Origin of the sequence: Achromobacter mucicolens, assembly GCF_029866465.1 — a bacterium.
Classification (GTDB): Bacteria; Pseudomonadota; Gammaproteobacteria; order Burkholderiales; family Burkholderiaceae_B; genus Achromobacter; species Achromobacter mucicolens.
In genome coordinates, this window is sequence record NZ_CP123364.1 from 1,766,831 (window position 1) to 1,782,287 (window position 15,457).

Annotated in this window: 12 protein-coding genes; 5 read left to right on the forward strand and 7 right to left on the reverse strand. The window is 66.0% G+C overall.

Features of this window, described 5'->3' with window-relative positions; all coding sequences use genetic code 11:
• Nucleotides 1-150: 150 nt before the first annotated feature.
• The 3 genes from QEP15_RS08075 to QEP15_RS08085 all read left to right on the forward strand — a co-directional run bounded on the left by QEP15_RS08075 (nt 151) and on the right by QEP15_RS08085 (nt 3,881).
• Nucleotides 151-1,689, forward strand: a complete 1,539-nt coding sequence (locus QEP15_RS08075; RefSeq protein ID WP_062842065.1) for a helicase HerA-like C-terminal domain-containing protein — start codon at nt 151-153, stop codon at nt 1,687-1,689.
• Nucleotides 1,690-1,820: 131 nt separating this feature from the next.
• Nucleotides 1,821-2,888 (forward strand): tartrate dehydrogenase, encoded by a 1,068-nt coding sequence (locus tag QEP15_RS08080; protein WP_056315592.1) that lies wholly within the window; start codon nt 1,821-1,823, stop codon nt 2,886-2,888.
• 33 nt (nt 2,889-2,921) lie between these two features.
• Nucleotides 2,922-3,881 (forward strand): hypothetical protein, encoded by a 960-nt coding sequence (locus QEP15_RS08085; RefSeq protein ID WP_175157082.1) that lies wholly within the window; start codon nt 2,922-2,924, stop codon nt 3,879-3,881.
• A gap of 66 nt (nt 3,882-3,947) precedes the next feature.
• Here QEP15_RS08085 and QEP15_RS08090 read toward each other — a convergent pair whose 3' ends face one another.
• The 5 genes from QEP15_RS08090 to QEP15_RS08110 all read right to left on the reverse strand — a co-directional run bounded on the left by QEP15_RS08090 (nt 3,948) and on the right by QEP15_RS08110 (nt 9,726).
• Nucleotides 3,948-5,561, reverse strand: coding sequence for a DHA2 family efflux MFS transporter permease subunit (locus QEP15_RS08090; RefSeq protein WP_226848607.1), 1,614 nt, complete (start codon nt 5,559-5,561; stop codon nt 3,948-3,950).
• Nucleotides 5,558-6,751, reverse strand: coding sequence for an HlyD/EmrA/EmrK family protein (locus tag QEP15_RS08095; RefSeq protein ID WP_152383895.1), 1,194 nt, complete (start codon nt 6,749-6,751; stop codon nt 5,558-5,560). Before QEP15_RS08095 ends, QEP15_RS08090 begins: the two co-directional genes overlap by 4 nt.
• Before the next feature lie 21 nt (nt 6,752-6,772).
• On the reverse strand, nt 6,773-8,188 hold the full coding sequence (locus tag QEP15_RS08100) for an efflux transporter outer membrane subunit (protein WP_152383896.1): 1,416 nt from the start codon (nt 8,186-8,188) through the stop codon (nt 6,773-6,775).
• A gap of 94 nt (nt 8,189-8,282) precedes the next feature.
• Nucleotides 8,283-8,807, reverse strand: coding sequence for a MarR family winged helix-turn-helix transcriptional regulator (locus QEP15_RS08105; RefSeq protein WP_280148626.1), 525 nt, complete (start codon nt 8,805-8,807; stop codon nt 8,283-8,285).
• A gap of 31 nt (nt 8,808-8,838) precedes the next feature.
• Nucleotides 8,839-9,726 carry a DMT family transporter gene (locus QEP15_RS08110; RefSeq protein WP_280148627.1) on the reverse strand — a complete coding sequence of 296 codons (888 nt, stop codon included), beginning with the start codon at nt 9,724-9,726 and terminating at the stop codon, nt 8,839-8,841.
• A 69-nt stretch (nt 9,727-9,795) separates the two neighbouring features.
• On the opposite strand from QEP15_RS08110, the gene QEP15_RS08115 reads away from it, so the two are divergent.
• The gene (locus tag QEP15_RS08115) at nt 9,796-10,773 is read left to right on the forward strand and encodes a DMT family transporter (RefSeq protein WP_280148628.1); all 978 of its coding nucleotides are present in this window, start codon (nt 9,796-9,798) and stop codon (nt 10,771-10,773) included.
• Between the two features lie 50 nt (nt 10,774-10,823).
• Nucleotides 10,824-11,813 carry a quinone oxidoreductase family protein gene (locus QEP15_RS08120; RefSeq protein ID WP_056315608.1) on the forward strand — a complete coding sequence of 330 codons (990 nt, stop codon included), beginning with the start codon at nt 10,824-10,826 and terminating at the stop codon, nt 11,811-11,813.
• Nucleotides 11,814-11,924: 111 nt separating this feature from the next.
• On the opposite strand, the gene QEP15_RS08125 is transcribed toward QEP15_RS08120, so the two are convergent.
• The gene (locus QEP15_RS08125) at nt 11,925-12,599 is read right to left on the reverse strand and encodes an epoxyqueuosine reductase QueH (protein WP_280148629.1); all 675 of its coding nucleotides are present in this window, start codon (nt 12,597-12,599) and stop codon (nt 11,925-11,927) included.
• Nucleotides 12,600-12,647: 48 nt separating this feature from the next.
• Nucleotides 12,648-15,425: a bifunctional [glutamate--ammonia ligase]-adenylyl-L-tyrosine phosphorylase/[glutamate--ammonia-ligase] adenylyltransferase gene (gene glnE / locus QEP15_RS08130; protein ID WP_280148630.1), complete on the reverse strand. Its 2,778-nt coding sequence runs from the start codon at nt 15,423-15,425 to the stop codon at nt 12,648-12,650.
• Between the last annotated feature and the right edge of the window lie 32 nt (nt 15,426-15,457).

The following is a 15,457-nucleotide window of genomic DNA, read 5'->3' on the forward strand; positions in this document are numbered from 1 at the left end:
GGAAAATGTGTCTGCAAAGACGGCATTTTACCGTGCCGGCGGCCCTCCCGTGCGGCAAGAGGGCCGCTTGTGTCCATATAGCCACGCGCACAAGCCGCGCGGCAGGCTCTACACTTGGGCATCCATTTGATCCCTGGTCCGGAGCCGCTCATGCCCACCCCCCTTGTCATCGCCAAGAACGCGCAGACCGAGTTGGCGCTGCTACCGGCGCTGGCCAACCGCCACGGATGCATCACCGGCGCCACGGGCACGGGCAAGACCGTCACCCTGCAGGTCCTGGCCGAATCCTTTTCCCGGATCGGCACGCCGGTCTTCATGGCGGACGTGAAAGGCGATCTGACCGGTATTTCGCAGGCCGGCGTGCCCAGCCCCAAGCTGCAGGAACGTCTTAAGAACCTGGGCCTGGCGGAACCCGCCTGGGGCGCCAGCCCCGTCGCGCTGTGGGACGTCTTTGGCGAGCAGGGGCTGCCCGTGCGGGCGACCATCACCGACATGGGGCCGTTGCTGCTGTCGCGCATCCTGGAATTGAACGACACGCAGGAAGGCGTCCTGACCCTGGTTTTCAAGGTGGCAGACGACGAAGGGCAACTGCTGCTGGACCTGAAGGACTTGCGGGCGATGCTGCAGAACGTGGCCGACCGGGCGGGAGAGCTGAAGACCCGCTACGGCAATGTGTCCGCGGCCAGTGTCGGCGCCATCCAGCGCGGCCTGCTGGCGCTGGAATCCCAGGGCGCGGAGAAGTTCTTTGGCGAGCCGATGCTGGACGTGGCTGACCTGATGCGCGTGGACGCGCAGGGCCGGGGCATCGTCAACGTGCTGGCGGCCGACAAGCTGATGCAGGCGCCGCGCCTGTACGCCATCTTCCTCTTGTGGCTGCTGGCCGACCTCTACGAAAAGCTGCCCGAAGTGGGCGACATGGACCAGCCCAAGCTCGTCTTCTTCTTCGACGAGGCGCATCTGCTGTTCAACGACGCCCCGCAGGCGCTCCTGACGAAGATCGAGCAGGTCGTGCGCCTGGTCCGCTCCAAGGGGGTGGGCGTTTATTTCGTGACGCAGAATCCGCTGGATATCCCGGACACCGTGCTGGGGCAGTTGGGCAATCGCGTCCAGCATGCCCTGCGGGCGTTCACGCCGCGCGACCAGAAAGCCGTCAAGACCGCCGCGCAGACCATGCGCCCCAATCCGGGCCTGGATATCGAGGCCGCCATCACGGAGCTGGGCGTGGGCGAGGCGCTGGTGTCGCTGCTGGATGCCAAGGGGCGGCCCATGCCGACCGAGCGGGCGTACATCGTGCCGCCGGGCAGCCGCATCGGACCGGCCACAGACGCCGAGCGGCAGGCGCTGCGCCAGGGCAACCCCCTGGCGGCCAAGTATGAAAAGGCGGTCGACCGGGAGTCCGCCTATGAAATCCTGGCGGGCCGCGCGGCGGTTCCCGCCGAACCGGGCGCCGCCCAGGACGCGCCGGCCCGGGCGGGGCAGCCGGCCCCCAAGACAGGCGAGCCGCCAGCCTCAGACAGCGGCGGGCTGATGGACAGTCTGAAGGACGTGCTGTTCGGATCGACCGGACCGCGCGGCGGCAAGCGCGACGGCGTGGTGCAGACCATCGCCAAAAGCTCGGCCAGGTCCATCGCGCGGGAACTGACGCGCGGCATTCTGGGATCGTTGCTGGGATCGAAGGGCCGGCGCTGAGCCGCATGGACGCTGATCGTCCCATGCCGCCGTCCATTCCCGCCACCCATTTGGGGGCGGGGTATTTGTGTTGCGCACATTTATGCCTAAGATTGCGGGCGATGTATCAATGAAAACCAAAGGAAGACACGGTGGCTAAGAAACACAAAATTGCAGTGCTCCCAGGAGACGGAATCGGCAAGGAGGTCGTGCCGGAAGGTTTGAAGGTGCTGGATGCCGTGGCGGCGCGGTTCGGAATCGACTTCCAGTGGGACCATTTCGACTGGAGCTGCGACTACTACGCCAAGCACGGCAAGATGATGCCGGACGACTGGAAGGACCAGATCGGCCAGCACGAGGCCATTTTCTTCGGCTCGATCGGTTGGCCCGCCACGGTGCCCGACCACGAGGCGCTGTGGGGCTCGCTGTTCAAGTTCCGCCGTGAATTCGATCAGTACATCAATCTGCGCCCGGTGCGGCTGATGCCCGGCGTGCCCTCGCCGCTGGCCGATCGCAAGCCTGGCGAGATCGATTTCTTCATCGTGCGCGAGAACACGGAAGGCGAATACTCCAATAGCGGCGGCCGCCTGTTCGAGGGCACCGACCGCGAAGTCGTCATCCAGGAAAGCGTCTTCACGCGCATCGGCGCCGAGCGCGTGCTGAAGTTCGCATTCGAGCTGGCGCAAAAGCGCGGCAAGCACCTGACCGCCGCCACCAAGTCCAACGGCATTTCCATCTCGATGCCCTGGTGGGACGAGCGCGTTGCCGACATGGCCGGGAACTATCCCGATGTGCGCTGGGACAAATATCACATCGACATCCTGTGCGCGCACTTCGTGCAGCATCCGGACTGGTTCGATGTGGTGGTGGCTTCCAACCTGTTCGGCGATATCCTGTCCGACCTGGGGCCGGCTTGCACGGGCACCATCGGCATTGCGCCGTCGGCGAACCTGAACCCGGAACGGAAATTTCCGTCGCTCTTCGAACCGGTGCATGGCTCTGCGCCGGACATTTATGGCAAGGGCATCGCCAACCCCATCGGACAGATCTGGAGCGGGGCATTGATGCTGGATTTCTTGGGGTATCCCGACGCGTCGGCCGCCGTGGTCAAGGCAATCGAAACCGTGCTGGCCGATGGCCCGCGGACGCGGGATATGAAAGGCAACGCTTCGACAGCCGAGGTCGGTGACGCCATTGCTTCGCTGGTCCGGGGCGGTTAAGTGCAGTTGCGGGCAGGCCTGTCTGGTTAGTAGATGAACGACTCGATGTTTTCTCCTCCCTCCGATCACGTGGGCGGCGGGCGGGCCGACCGGTTTGTCCGCAAGCTTTTCCGCATGCTGCGTTCGCGCACGCAGCGGCACAATCAGCACCTTTGGCCGTTCGTGCGGATCTGGCGGGACAAGGATGGCGCGATCAGCGCCTATCGTGCATTCGGCCGTTCATTGCGCATCACTCCCTTGTCGCAGGGCTACGACCCTGCCGACAAGGTGGTGCACCTGATCCTGAGCGGCCCTTCGATCTCCGAGATCCCGTATGACCGCATGGATATCGGCGTGGCGATGGGCGTCAATGGCTCCATCGCGCTGTCGCGCAAGTTCAACCTGCAGTTCAAGTATTACTGCATCATCGACCAGAACTTCGTGCGGGACCGCATTGAGCTGGTGCGCGATATCGTCGGGCGCGACCTGACGCTGTATGTGTTTCCCGAGGTTCTGCGCTACATCATGCAGGGCATTCCACAGGAGCAAATCCGCTGCCGCATCTGCATCATCGAGCTGATCTCCCGGCGCGCCTACGAGCGCAGCGTTGCGCCAGCAGTGCTCAAGCGCATTGCCGCCGCCTCGCCTGATGTTGAACTGCTGGACGCCAAGCAGGGGCTGGGTTACAGCTTCGATGCGTCGCTGGGCGTGTTCGATGCCGATACCGTGGCCTATGCGGCGCTGCAGGTCTTGATGTCCGGCGGCGCGCGCGAGGTCTACGTGCATGGGCTGGACCTGACCGTGCAGGGCGGATTGCGTTTCTACGATGAAGGCGGCAAGCCGCAGACCAGCCGGCTGACGCGCAACTTTCCGAAGTTCATCGAGCCGTCATTCCGCTTTGCGTCGCCGCTGTGGCGCGAGCGTGGGGTGTCCGTGTTCAATCTGTCTCCGGTCAGCGCGCTGTCGGCCGACATCATCGAACGCAAGGATTGGCAAACGCTGCTCAGGGACTGAGCCGCATGGATCAAAAGAAAAAGGCGCCTCTCGCGGCGCCTTTTTCATGGGGGCATGCCGCGCGGATCAGTGCGCGCCCGCCGCCGCCTCCGCCGCGCCGCCGCTACCCGCCTTGGAAGACCGCGGCCGCGCAAACCACACCAGGCCCGTCAGCAGCAGGAAGATGATCGCCGACGCATAGAACACGTCCGTCGCCGACATGGTGAAGGCCTGCGCGTTGATCATCCCGTCCACCATCGTAAGCGCCTGCTGGTGCGAGACGCCCAGGCCGTTCTGCAAGGTATTCATGGTCTGGTCGAACGCCTGTTGGCCAGGCTTGGCGATTTCGGTCAGCTGCGCGTGATGCAGGGTGGCTCGGTTTTCCCACAACGTCGTGGAGATCGACGTGCCGAACGCGCCCGCCGTCAGCCGCAGGAAGTTCGACAGGCCCGACGCGGCCGGGATGCGCCAGGGCTCGATGCTCGAGAGGGTGATCGACGTGAGCGGCACGAAGAACGCCGCCATCGCCGCACCCTGGATGATCGTCGGGATCATCAGTGTGCGCACGTCCGTCTGCGTATTGAACCCCGAGCGCATGAAGCAGACCAGCGCAAAGATCAGGAAGGCGACCGTGACGAGTTGCCGCGGATCGCGCGTGGCCAGCATCTTGCCCACGATGGGCGTCAGCAGGATCGCCAGAAGTCCCACGGGGGCAGTGACGAGGCCCGCATAGGTTGCCGTGTAGCCCATATTGCTTTGCAGCCACAGCGGTAGCAGCACGACGTTGCCGAAGAAGACGCCATACGCCACCGCCAGCGTCAGTGCGCCAACCGTGAAGTTGCGGACCTTGAACAGGCGCAGGTCCACGACGGGGTGCGCGTCGGTGAGCTCCCAGATCAGGAAGAAGACAAAGGCGACGAAGGCGATCGCCGCCAGCGCGATGATGGTGGGGCTGGCGAACCAGTCCAGCTCCTTGCCCTTGTCCAGCATGATCTGCAGCGCGCCCACCCAGACCACGAGCAGGACGAGGCCCAGCTTGTCGATGGGCAGCTTGCGCGTGACCGATTCCCGGTTGCCGTAGATGCGCCAGCTGATCCATGCGGCCAACAGGCCCACCGGCACGTTGATGTAGAAGATCCAGGGCCAGGTGTAGTTGTCTGAAATCCAGCCGCCCAGCAGGGGGCCGGCCACCGGCGCCACCAGCGTGGTCATGGACCAGACCGCCAGCGCCATGCCCGCCTTGGACTTCGGAAAGCTGGCCAGCATCAGCGTCTGCGACAGCGGGATCATCGGGCCGGCAACGGCGCCTTGCAACACGCGGAAGGCGATCAGCGCCTCTAGCGACGGCGAGAAGCCGCACAGCCAGGAGGCCAGCACGAAGAGCAGCGTGGAGATCAGGAACAGGCGCACCTGGCCGAATCGCTGGGTGAGCCAGCCGGTAAGCGGCACCGTGATGGCGTTGGCCACCGCGAACGACGTGATCACCCAGGTGCCCTGGCTGGTGCTTACGCCCAGGTCGCCCGAGATGGTGGGGATGGAGACGTTCGCGATCGACGTGTCCAGCACGTTCATGAAGACCGCGGTCGACAGGGCGATAGACCCGATGATGCGGGTCGCGCCTTCCAGAGGCGGATGGGTTCCCGGCGGGCGGGCGGCGTCGGGGGGCGCGCCGGCGCCCGCGGGCTGGGCGGCTGTGCTCATGATGCGATGTTGGCGGCGATGATCTTCGCGATCATCGCATCGACTTCATTGTGGGCGGGTTCGAAGGCGCGGGTCGACCAGGCCGGTTCCTTGCGCGCCACTTGCGTGAGCGGGGCGCCGTCGTCCTTGCCCACGTCGACTTCCACGTCCATCGACAAGCCCACGCGAAGCGGATGCTGCTTGAGGTCTTCGGGGTCCAGCGTGATCCGCACGGGGACGCGCTGCACCACCTTGATCCAGTTGCCCGTGGCGTTCTGGGCGGGAAGCAGGGCGAAGGCGCTGCCCGTGCCGGCGTCCAGGCCGGCGACGGTGCCGTGGTAGGTGACCGAGCTGCCGTACAGATCGGCCACCATCTTGACCGGCTGGCCGATGCGCATCTTGCGCAACTGGCCTTCCTTGAAGTTGGCTTCGACCCAGACCTGGTCCAGCGGCACCACGGTCATCAGCGCGGCGCCGGGAGCAACGCGCTGGCCGACCTGCGCGGTGCGGCGCGCGATCACGCCGCCCACGGGGGCGGGGAGCACGGTGCGTGACTGGGCCAGCCACGCATTGCGCAGCTCGGCGGCCGCCTGGCGCACGTCGGGGTGGTTCGCCACCGTGGTGCCTTGCGTCAGGGCCTGGTTGGTCGCCAGCTTGGCCTGCGCGGCGGCCAGCGCCGCCTTGGCTTGCGCGACGCCGGACTGGGCCGACTTGAGCGCGACCTCGGCGTGCAGGATTTCCTCGCCGCTGACGCCGCCCGACTTGGCGAGCTGCTGGCGGCGCTTGACGTCGCTTTGGGCGCGGGTCAGCTCGGCCTGGGCGCGCAGGATGTCGGCATTGCGCAGGTCGACGTCGGCCGCCAGCGCATCGTTCTGCACGTAATAGGTCTGCACCTGGCGCACGGTCTGCGCCAGCTTGGCTTGCGCCTGCTGCAGGGCGACGTCGGTGTCGGCGGGATCGAGGCGGACCAGCGGCTGGCCGGCCGTGACGGTTTCGGTATCGTCGGCTTCGATGGCGACCACGGTGCCGGGCACCTGCGGCGTGATCTGCACCAGGTTGCCGTGCACGTAGGCGTCGTCGGTGCTTTCGAAGTGCGCGCCGAACAACGCCCACCAGATGCCATAGGCGATCGCGATGACGATGAAGGCTCCGGTCGCGAGCAGCAGCAGGCGTTTACGGGCGGGATGGGTTGTGGGAGTGGCAGCGTTCATGACGTCTGAATCCGGGATCGTTCAATGAATGGAGTTCGGGGCCGGCTCGGCCGGGGCCGCGTAGCCGCCGCCCAGGGCGGTGGCCAGGTTGGCGTCGAGCTGATAGGCGCGGATGCGCAGGTCCGTGTCAAGGCGCGCCTGCGTCAGCACGCCGGTCTGGGCGATCAGCACGGAGATGTAGTTGCCCATGCCCGCCTTGTAGCGGTCGACGGCGAGCGCGTAGGCGGCCTCGATGGCCTCGCGCGCCTGGCGTTGCTGGGCTTTTTCCTGATCCAGCAGGCGCAGGCCGTCCAGTGCGTCGGCGACCTGGTGCGCGGCGTCCAGCACGGTCTGGTTGTAGTCCGACACCGCCAGGTCCGCGTCGGCACGGCGGCCCGCCAGGTTGGCATTGAGTTCGCCGCCGTGGAAGATGGGCAGCGTGATCGCCGGACCGATGCCGGCCATGCGGGCGTCGGCGCCCAGCAGGTTGCCGGTGCCAATGGCCTGGAAGCCGACGAAGGCGACCAGGTTCACGTTGGGGTAGAACTCGGCCTTGGCCGCGTCGATGGTATGGCGCGCCGCCTCGGCGCGCCAGCGGGCGGCCGTGACGTCGGGGCGATGCCCCAGCAGGTCGAGCGGAACGCTGGCCGGCACGACGCCTGCCGGCGCGGTCAGCGTCACCTGAACCAGATCCTGTCCGCGCTGCGGGCCGGCGCCGGCCAGCGCGGCGACCTGATTACGCAGTTGGGCGATCGTCGTGTCGGTCTGGGTCAGTTCGACCTTGCCGGAGGCCAGCGACGATTCCGCCTGCTTGACCTCGACCTGGGTGTCCAGGCCCGCGGAATAGCGGCCCTGCGTCAGCGACAGCACTTCGGCGCGTTGCGCGATCACCCGGTTCAGCACGTCGCGCTGCGCGAAGGCGTTCTGCAGGTTCAGGTAGGCGCGCACGGTGGCGCTGGCGAGCAGGTTGCGCGCGGCCTGCGCATCGGCGCTGGCGGCTTCCTGCTGCGACACCGCGGACTGCAGGCGTGAGCGGTTCTTGCCCCAGAAGTCCAGTTCATAGCTGAAATCAAGCGCCAGCCGGTTGTCGCTGACGACCGAGCCGCCCAGCGGCGCGGGGTAGATGTAGTCCTTGGACAAGTGTTCGCGATTGAGCGTGTAGCCTGCGTCCACCCGCGGCAGCAGCGGCGCGCGCGCGATGCCGACAGCGGCGTTGGCCTTGGCCAGGCGCGCCTGCGCGGCGCTCATCGACGGACTGTTTGCCAGCGCTTCGGTCATCAGCGCATTGAGCTGCGAATCGCCGTAGCGTTCCCACCACTGCGCGGCGGGCCATTCGGTGGCCTGCCCGGTCAGCCCGAGTTTGGCGGCGTCAAGCTCGGCGACGGGCTTTGGCGCCGGCTCCATCAACGCGCAACCGGTGAGGGCGAGCACCAATGCGATAGATAAAAGGCGTTTCATCCTGACTGTTAGCTGAAAGTAATTGATTGATCTGTATTTGCCTAGGCAACGATTATGCCAAATAAAAACCCCGGCTCCCGCTCGGGGTGTGGCGTCAGCGCTCGGGGGCGGCGCCGGAGGCGGACCCGTTGGCGATCATCCGGCGCATGAAATGCATGAGCTGGGTGACTTCGTCGGTGGAGAAGCCGCGCAGGTGGTGGTTCAGCGCACGGGCGATGTTGGCGGGGATGAGGCGGGCCTTGGCCTCGCCCAGTTCGGTCAGTTCGATCTTGACCACCCTGCGGTCTTCCTGGCTGCGGTTACGGCGCAGGAGGCCCTTGGCTTCCAGGCGGTCCAGCGCGCGGGTCATGGCGCCGGTGTCCATGTCGTTCAGGCGGGCCAGTTCGGCGGGCGTGTCGGCGCGGCCCAGGAATACCATGGCCAGGGGGCGCCATTGCATCGCGGTGAGATCGAGGGGCGCCATCTCCTGGTCCAGCATTCGGGTCAGGGAGTGGTAGACCAGCTTGATGAGGTAGCCCGCGTTCTCTTCCGCCATGCACCGCGTGTCGTTGCGGTAATGGATGGGAGCGTCGGATGGCTCGGAGGATACGGGCGAGGGCGGGAAAGGCGCGACAGTCATGCGCCGAATTTTACTGCCTAGTCAGTTATTGTCAAGGCTGTATTTTCGGGGCCGGCTCTGGCGCCGGCGCCTGCTTGCGCAGCCCCGACCACACGATGGCCGCCACGATCAGCGCGGCGCCGGCCAGCATGCGCGGTGTGGGCTGCTGGCTGAAAAGCATCCAGGCGAATGCGATGGCGTAGACGGGTTCCAGGGCGATGACCAGCCCCGCGCTGCGGGCATTCAGGCGGGTCAGGCTGGACACGAACAGGTAATGGGACAGCCCGGTGCAGAAAACGCCCAGGAGCGCCAGCCAGAACCAGTCCAGCGCGTGCACGGCGGGCAACTGGCCGACCGCGAACGGCACCATCACCAATGCGACCACCACGTTTTGCCAGCAGGCCACCTGCATCGGGTCCATGCCGGAGGCCGAGCGGCGGTTGCTCAAGGCGAGCAGAGCAAAGGTCAGGCCGGACAGAATGCCCCACGCCAGCCCGATGGTGCCCTGGTCTGCGAGGTCGAACGACGGCGTGACGAGCACCAGCCCGGCGGTCACCAGACCCAGCAGCAGCCATTCGGCCAGGCGGACTCGCTCGCGGAAAAGGAGTCCTTCGAATAGCGTGATGAACGCGGGAAAGCTGGCAAAGCCGAGCGTCGCGATGGCGATGCCGCCCACCTTGACGGAAATGAAGAAAGTGACCCAGTGCGCCGCGAGCAGCGCGCTCGCGATCACCAGCACGAACAACTGGGCCGGCGTCAGCGCGCCCAGCAGCGGTTTGCGGCGCATCCGCGCAAAGATGCCCAGCGACACGACCGCGAATGCCGCCCGTCCCAACGTGATGACCGCGGCGCTGGCCTGGATCAGTTCGCCGAACACGCCGGTCAGGCCGAATAGCACGGCGGCAAGATGAATATAGGTGAGCGCGCGGTGTCGAGTCATGCTGCGAAAGAAGCGGATTGCATCAGAGAAGGCGTGCAATTATTTTTGCGGTGAATTTAAAATCATCGCATGAATCGTATTGCCAAGCTTACGGCGCTCCCGCTGGCGTCCAGCCGCGCTGCCGGGATCGCCATGGCGGTGCTTGGCGCGATCCTCTTTTCCGCCAAGGCCATCGTCGTCAAGTTCACCTACCGCTACGGTATCGACGCGGTCACGCTGATCGCGTTTCGCATGCTGTTCGCGATGCCGTTCTTCGCGGTGGTGGCGTGGCGCCAGTCGCGCCGCGCGGCGCGGGGCGAGATCGTGACGATGACCACGAAGGAACGCCTGCAGGTGTGCGTGCTGGGCCTTCTGGGTTATTACCTGTCCAGCTTCCTGGATTTCCTGGGGCTGCGTTACATCACCGCCAGCCTCGAACGCCTGATCCTGTTTCTGTCTCCCTCGCTCGTCGTGCTGCTGTCGGCCCTCTGGTTCAAACGCCCGATCGAACGCCGGCAATGGCTGGCCATGGTGCTGTCCTACGGGGGCGTGGTGCTGGTGTTCGCGCACGATCTGTCCTTCGGCGGGGGCAGCGAGGTGCTGTTAGGGTCTTTGTTCGTTTTTGGCTCGGCCGCAAGCTATTCTGTGTACCTCATCTGTTCCGGGGAACTGATCAAGCGGATTGGCCCGACGCGGCTGGTGGCCTATGCCATGCTCGTGTCGTGCGTGGCCTGCATCATCCAGTTCTTCGTCGTGCATCCGCCATCGATGCTGATCCAGCCCGCCGCGGTCTACGGTTACTCGATCATTCACGCCACCCTGAATACGGTGGTGCCGGTGTTCATGCTGATGTGGGCGGTCTCGCTGATCGGCGCGCCTACCGCGTCGCTGCTGGGCATGGTGGGACCGGTGTCGGTGCTGTTTCTCGCGTCGTGGTTCCTGGACGAGCCCATCACGGTGTGGCAAATGGGCGGAACCGTCCTGGTGCTGGCGGGGGTGTTTGCGTTGATGGGCGGCGGCGCCGCCCGCGCGCCCGCGGGACAGGACGGCAGGCAATCCCCCCGGTGAAGTCTGCAATTTTGGTCAATTCGCGTTATTTCCAATGAAAGGAGGCCAGCATGGCCAGCAATCTCGTCAAGGCAATTCGTATCGAGCAGCACGGTGGTCCCGAAGTCCTGAAGCTGGTCGAGGTGGAAGTGCCGCCGCCGGCCGCCAACGAAGTCACGATCGAGCAGCACGCCGCCGGCCTGAATTTCATCGATATCTATTTCCGCACGGGCTTGTATCCCCATCCGCTGCCGCATGGCCTGGGTTTTGAAGGCGCGGGCGTGGTCACCGCCGTGGGCGCCGACGTCAAGCACCTGAAGAAAGGCGACCGTGTCGCCTACGGCCAGAGCCCCATTGGCGCGTACGCCAAGGCCCGCAATGTGCCGGCCCTGCAGGTCGTCAAGGTGCCCAAGGGCATCGGCTTTGACGAAGCGGCCGCGCTGATGCTCAAGGGCCTGACGGTGCAGTACCTGTTCCGCCAGACCTACCGCCTGCAAGGTGGCGAAACCATCCTGTTCCATGCCGCAGCCGGCGGCGTCGGGCTGATCGCTTGCCAATGGGCCAAGGCCTTGGGCGTCAAGCTCATCGGCACGGTGTCCAGCCCCGAAAAGGCGGAACTGGCTCGCGAAAATGGCGCCTGGGAAACCATCGACTATTCGCGCGAAAACGTGGTCGAACGCGTGCTGGAGCTGACGGGCGGCAAGAAGGTGCCGGTCGTGTATGACGGCGTGGGCAAGGACACGTGGGAAACCTCGCTGGACTGCATCGAGCCGCGCGGCCTGATGGTCAGCTTCGGCAACGCATCCGGTCCCGTGGCAGGCGTGAACCTGGCCGTGCTGAACCAGAAGGGCAGCCTGTACGTGACGCGCCCCTCGCTGGGCATCCACGTGAACACGCTGGAGAAGCTGCAATCGGCCTCTGAAGAGCTGTTCGACCTGGTGCTGAAAAAGAAGATCAAGGTTCGCATCGACCAGCGCTACGCGCTGGAGCAGGCGGGCGAAGCGCAGACGGCGCTGGCGTCGCGCAAGACGACGGGCGCGACGGTGCTGACGCTGGACTGATTGCAGTACTGATCGCACCACAAAGCAAGGCGGCGCCCCGTGGGGCGCCGCGACAGGCCTGGAGGACGCGCGATGCGCGGACTGCCGGGCTTTTTTTTAATCAGCCGCTGATCAGAGCTTTTCCTGGTTGATGAGGTCTTCCTTGCCGTAGAACTTCACGCCGATGTGAATGCGCTCGCGGCCTTGCGAGCGGCGGTGGCGGTTGGTATCGCGCAGCGAATAGACGCAGCCGCAGTATTCCTGCTGGTAGAAGTTCTCGCGCTTGCTGATTTCGATCATGCGGGCCGAACCGCCGCCCTTGCGCCAGTTGTAGGTCCAGTAGATCAGATCGTCGTAACGCGCGGCGGCGCGTTCGCCGCAACCGTTGATCTGGTTCATGTCCTTCCAGCGCGAGATGCCGAGCGAGCTGGTGATGGTGTCAAAGCCATGCTCGTGAGCGTAGAGCGCGGTGCGTTCGAAGCGCATGTCAAAGCACGCCGTGCAGCGCTCGCCGCGCTCGGGGGCGTCTTCCATGCCCTTGACGCGGTCGAACCAGTTGTCCATGTCGTAGTCGGCGTCGATGAATTCGATGCCGTGCTGCTCCGCGAAGCGGATGTTCTCCTGCTTGCGGATTTCGTACTCTTTGACCGGATGGATGTTCGGGTTGTAGAAGTAGATCGCGTAATCAATGCCGGAGGCCGTCATGGCCTCCATGACCTCGCCGGAACAGGGCGCGCAGCACGAATGCATCAGCACCTTGCTGCGGCCGGCGGGCAGGTCGAGTTTGGGGCGGACGAGTTCAGACATGGCGGTGGGGCAAAAGCGGAAAAACCCTTATTTTACGACGAGTTGCCGTCACCCCAGCACCGTTGTCCACAGTTCCCGCACCGCGGCGCGTTCCGGCTGGAGCTGATCGGGCGCCACGCGGGCCTTTTCCACGCCCTGCAGGCGCAACTGATGCTGCACGCGCCGCAGGGTGCGGTAGGCGTCGCCCGACCGCGCGGCCAGCTCGGGCGGGATCAGCCCCACTTCGGCGGCCAGGCGCAGCAGCGTGATGTTGCCCAGGTTGCGTACCAGCACCGGGTGCGTGCCCGCGTGGCACAGCACCAGGTATTGCGTCACGAACTCCACGTCGACCATGCCGCCGCGGTCGTGCTTCAAGTCGAAGCGGTCCGAGGTGTTCGGATGGCCGGCATTGATTTTTTCGCGCATGGCCAGCACTTCGTCGCGCAGCGCTGCCGTGTCGCGCGGCAGCACCAGGATGTCCTCGCGGATCTTTTCAAAACGCGCACCCACGTTGGCGTCGCCGGCCGCGAAACGCGCGCGGGTCAGCGCCTGGTGTTCCCAGGCCCAGGCGTGCTTGTGCTGGTATTCCTCGAAGGCTTCGATCGATACCGCCAGCAGTCCCGCGTCGCCGTCGGGGCGCAGGCGCAGGTCGGTCTCGTACAGCCGCCCCGACGAGGTCATGGTCGACAGCCAGGACGACATGCGCCGGCCCAGCTTGGCATAGACCTCCGCGGCATCGTCGCGCGGGTCGTCGAAGAGGAACACGAGATCCAGGTCTGAGGCGTAGCCCAACTCCTTGCCGCCCAGTTTGCCGTACGCAATGACGGCAAAGCGCGGCTCGGCGCCTTCGGCTTTGTTCACGAGCGGCCACGCGCGGCGGATGGTCTCGGTCAGCAACAGATCCGCCAGCGCCGACAACTGGTCGGCCAGCTTTTCAACGGTGAGCTCGCCCTCCAGGTCCTGCGCCAGCAGCTGGAAGCTGGCCTGGCGCTGCACGTCGCGCATCAGGTTCATCTGGCGCTCGATGTCGGGGGCGCCGTCCGGCAGGCGGCAGGCGTCCAGGTCCGCCGTGAGCTGCCGCGCGATCTGGCCGAAGTCGAGCGGTTCAAAGAGCGTGCGCCAGTCGATCAGGCTGTCGAGCAGCAATGGGTGTTGCGTCAGGTACTGCGCGGCCCAGGGGCTGGCGGCCACCATGCGCGCCACGCGCGCCAGTGTGTCCGGGTATTCGGCCAGCAGCGCCAGGTACGCGCTGCGCTGCGCGATCTTTTCTATGAGGTCAAAGAGCCGCACCGCGGCCTCGTGCGGCGCGGGCGTCTGCAGCGCGGCGCGCAGCGCGGCCGGAAGCAGGACCTCCATGCGGCGGCGGCTGCTTTCGGGCAGGCTGCGCACGCGGTGGCTGCCGGACAGCGTCTGGGCCCGGCGCAGCAGGTCGTCCGCGTCCTGGCCAAACGCCTGGCGGATCTGGTCGGTAAGCTCGCTTTCGCTATCGGGTTCTTCCTGGCTGGACGGCGCCTCGCCCGGCGTGGGGGCAGGCGCCGCTTCTTCCTCGCCCATGCCCACCATGCGGAACACGTTGCGGAAGGTCTGCGACACGAAGTCGCGGTGCGCGGCCAGCGTGCTCTCGAATGCGTCGGGCGTCATGCCCAGCGCCTCGGCCAGGGCGGCCCGCAGGGCGGGGTCGCCGGGCAGCAGATGGGTCTGCTCGTCTTCGCGATATTGCAGCGCGTGCTCGGTGCGGCGCAGGAACCGGTAGGCCTCTTCAAGCCGGCGGGCGTCGTCTTGCGGCACCAGGCCGGCCACGCATTCGGCATGCAGCGCTTCCAGCAAGCCGCGCTTTTGCAGCGCCGGCATGCGGCCGCCGCGGATCAGCTGCGCCAGTTGCACCACGAACTCGATCTCGCGGATGCCGCCGTCGCCCAGCTTGATGTTGTTGGCGCTGTCGATGCCATTGCGCGCCGACGCGCGGCGCTGCCAGTCCTGGCGGATGCGTTCGCGCAGCGCGCGCAGCGCGGCCAGCGCATCGAAGTCAAAGTACTTGCGGTAGACGAAGGGCACGCGCAGGCTTTCAAGTTGGCGGGCCTGCGCGGCGCTGTCGCTGTCTTCGAAGGCTTGCGCCGGCATCAGGCGCGCCTTCAGCCATGCATAACGCTCCCATTCGCGCCCCTGGCCGATCAGATAGTGCTCCAGCGCGTCCAGGCTCCAGGCCAACGGGCCGGCGTCGCCGTCCGGGCGCAGGCGCAGGTCGGTGCGGAACACCTGGCCGTTGGCGTCCACCTCGGACAGCACCGGCATCATGCGGCGCGTCAGGCGGCCGTAAAACTCGTGATGGCTGATGCGGCGGGGTCCGTCGGTTTCGCCTTCCTCGCCGTAGAGCATGATGAGGTCGATGTCGGACGACACGTTCAGCTCGCACCCGCCCAGCTTGCCCATGCCCACGATCAGCATTTCCTGGGGCTTGCCCGTGGCCGGGTCGCGCGGCACGCCGTGCACGGCCGCCAGTTCGGCGGCCACGCTGCGGTAGGCGGCTGCCACCGCCATGTCCGCCAGCGTGGTCATGGCGCCCACCACTTCTTCAAGCGGGGCTTGTCCGGACAGGTCGCGCACGATCAGCACGCTGAAGACGCGTTCGCGCAGCTTGCGCAGCACCATGCGGCAAACATCCACCGGCAAGGCGCCGGTCACGGCCGTGCCGGCCAGTTCGTTCTGCCATTGCGCCATCAACGCCGGTGTGACGGGTTGTTTCACCGCCTCGTCCAGCCACGCGGCCAGATCCGGGTGAGCGTCCAGACGGCGGCGCAGATGGCCGGACCAGGCGAGGGCAGGGGCGATAAGTGATGGTTTCGACATGGTGCAAAGGGCGGCAGACGGATGGACGTGTT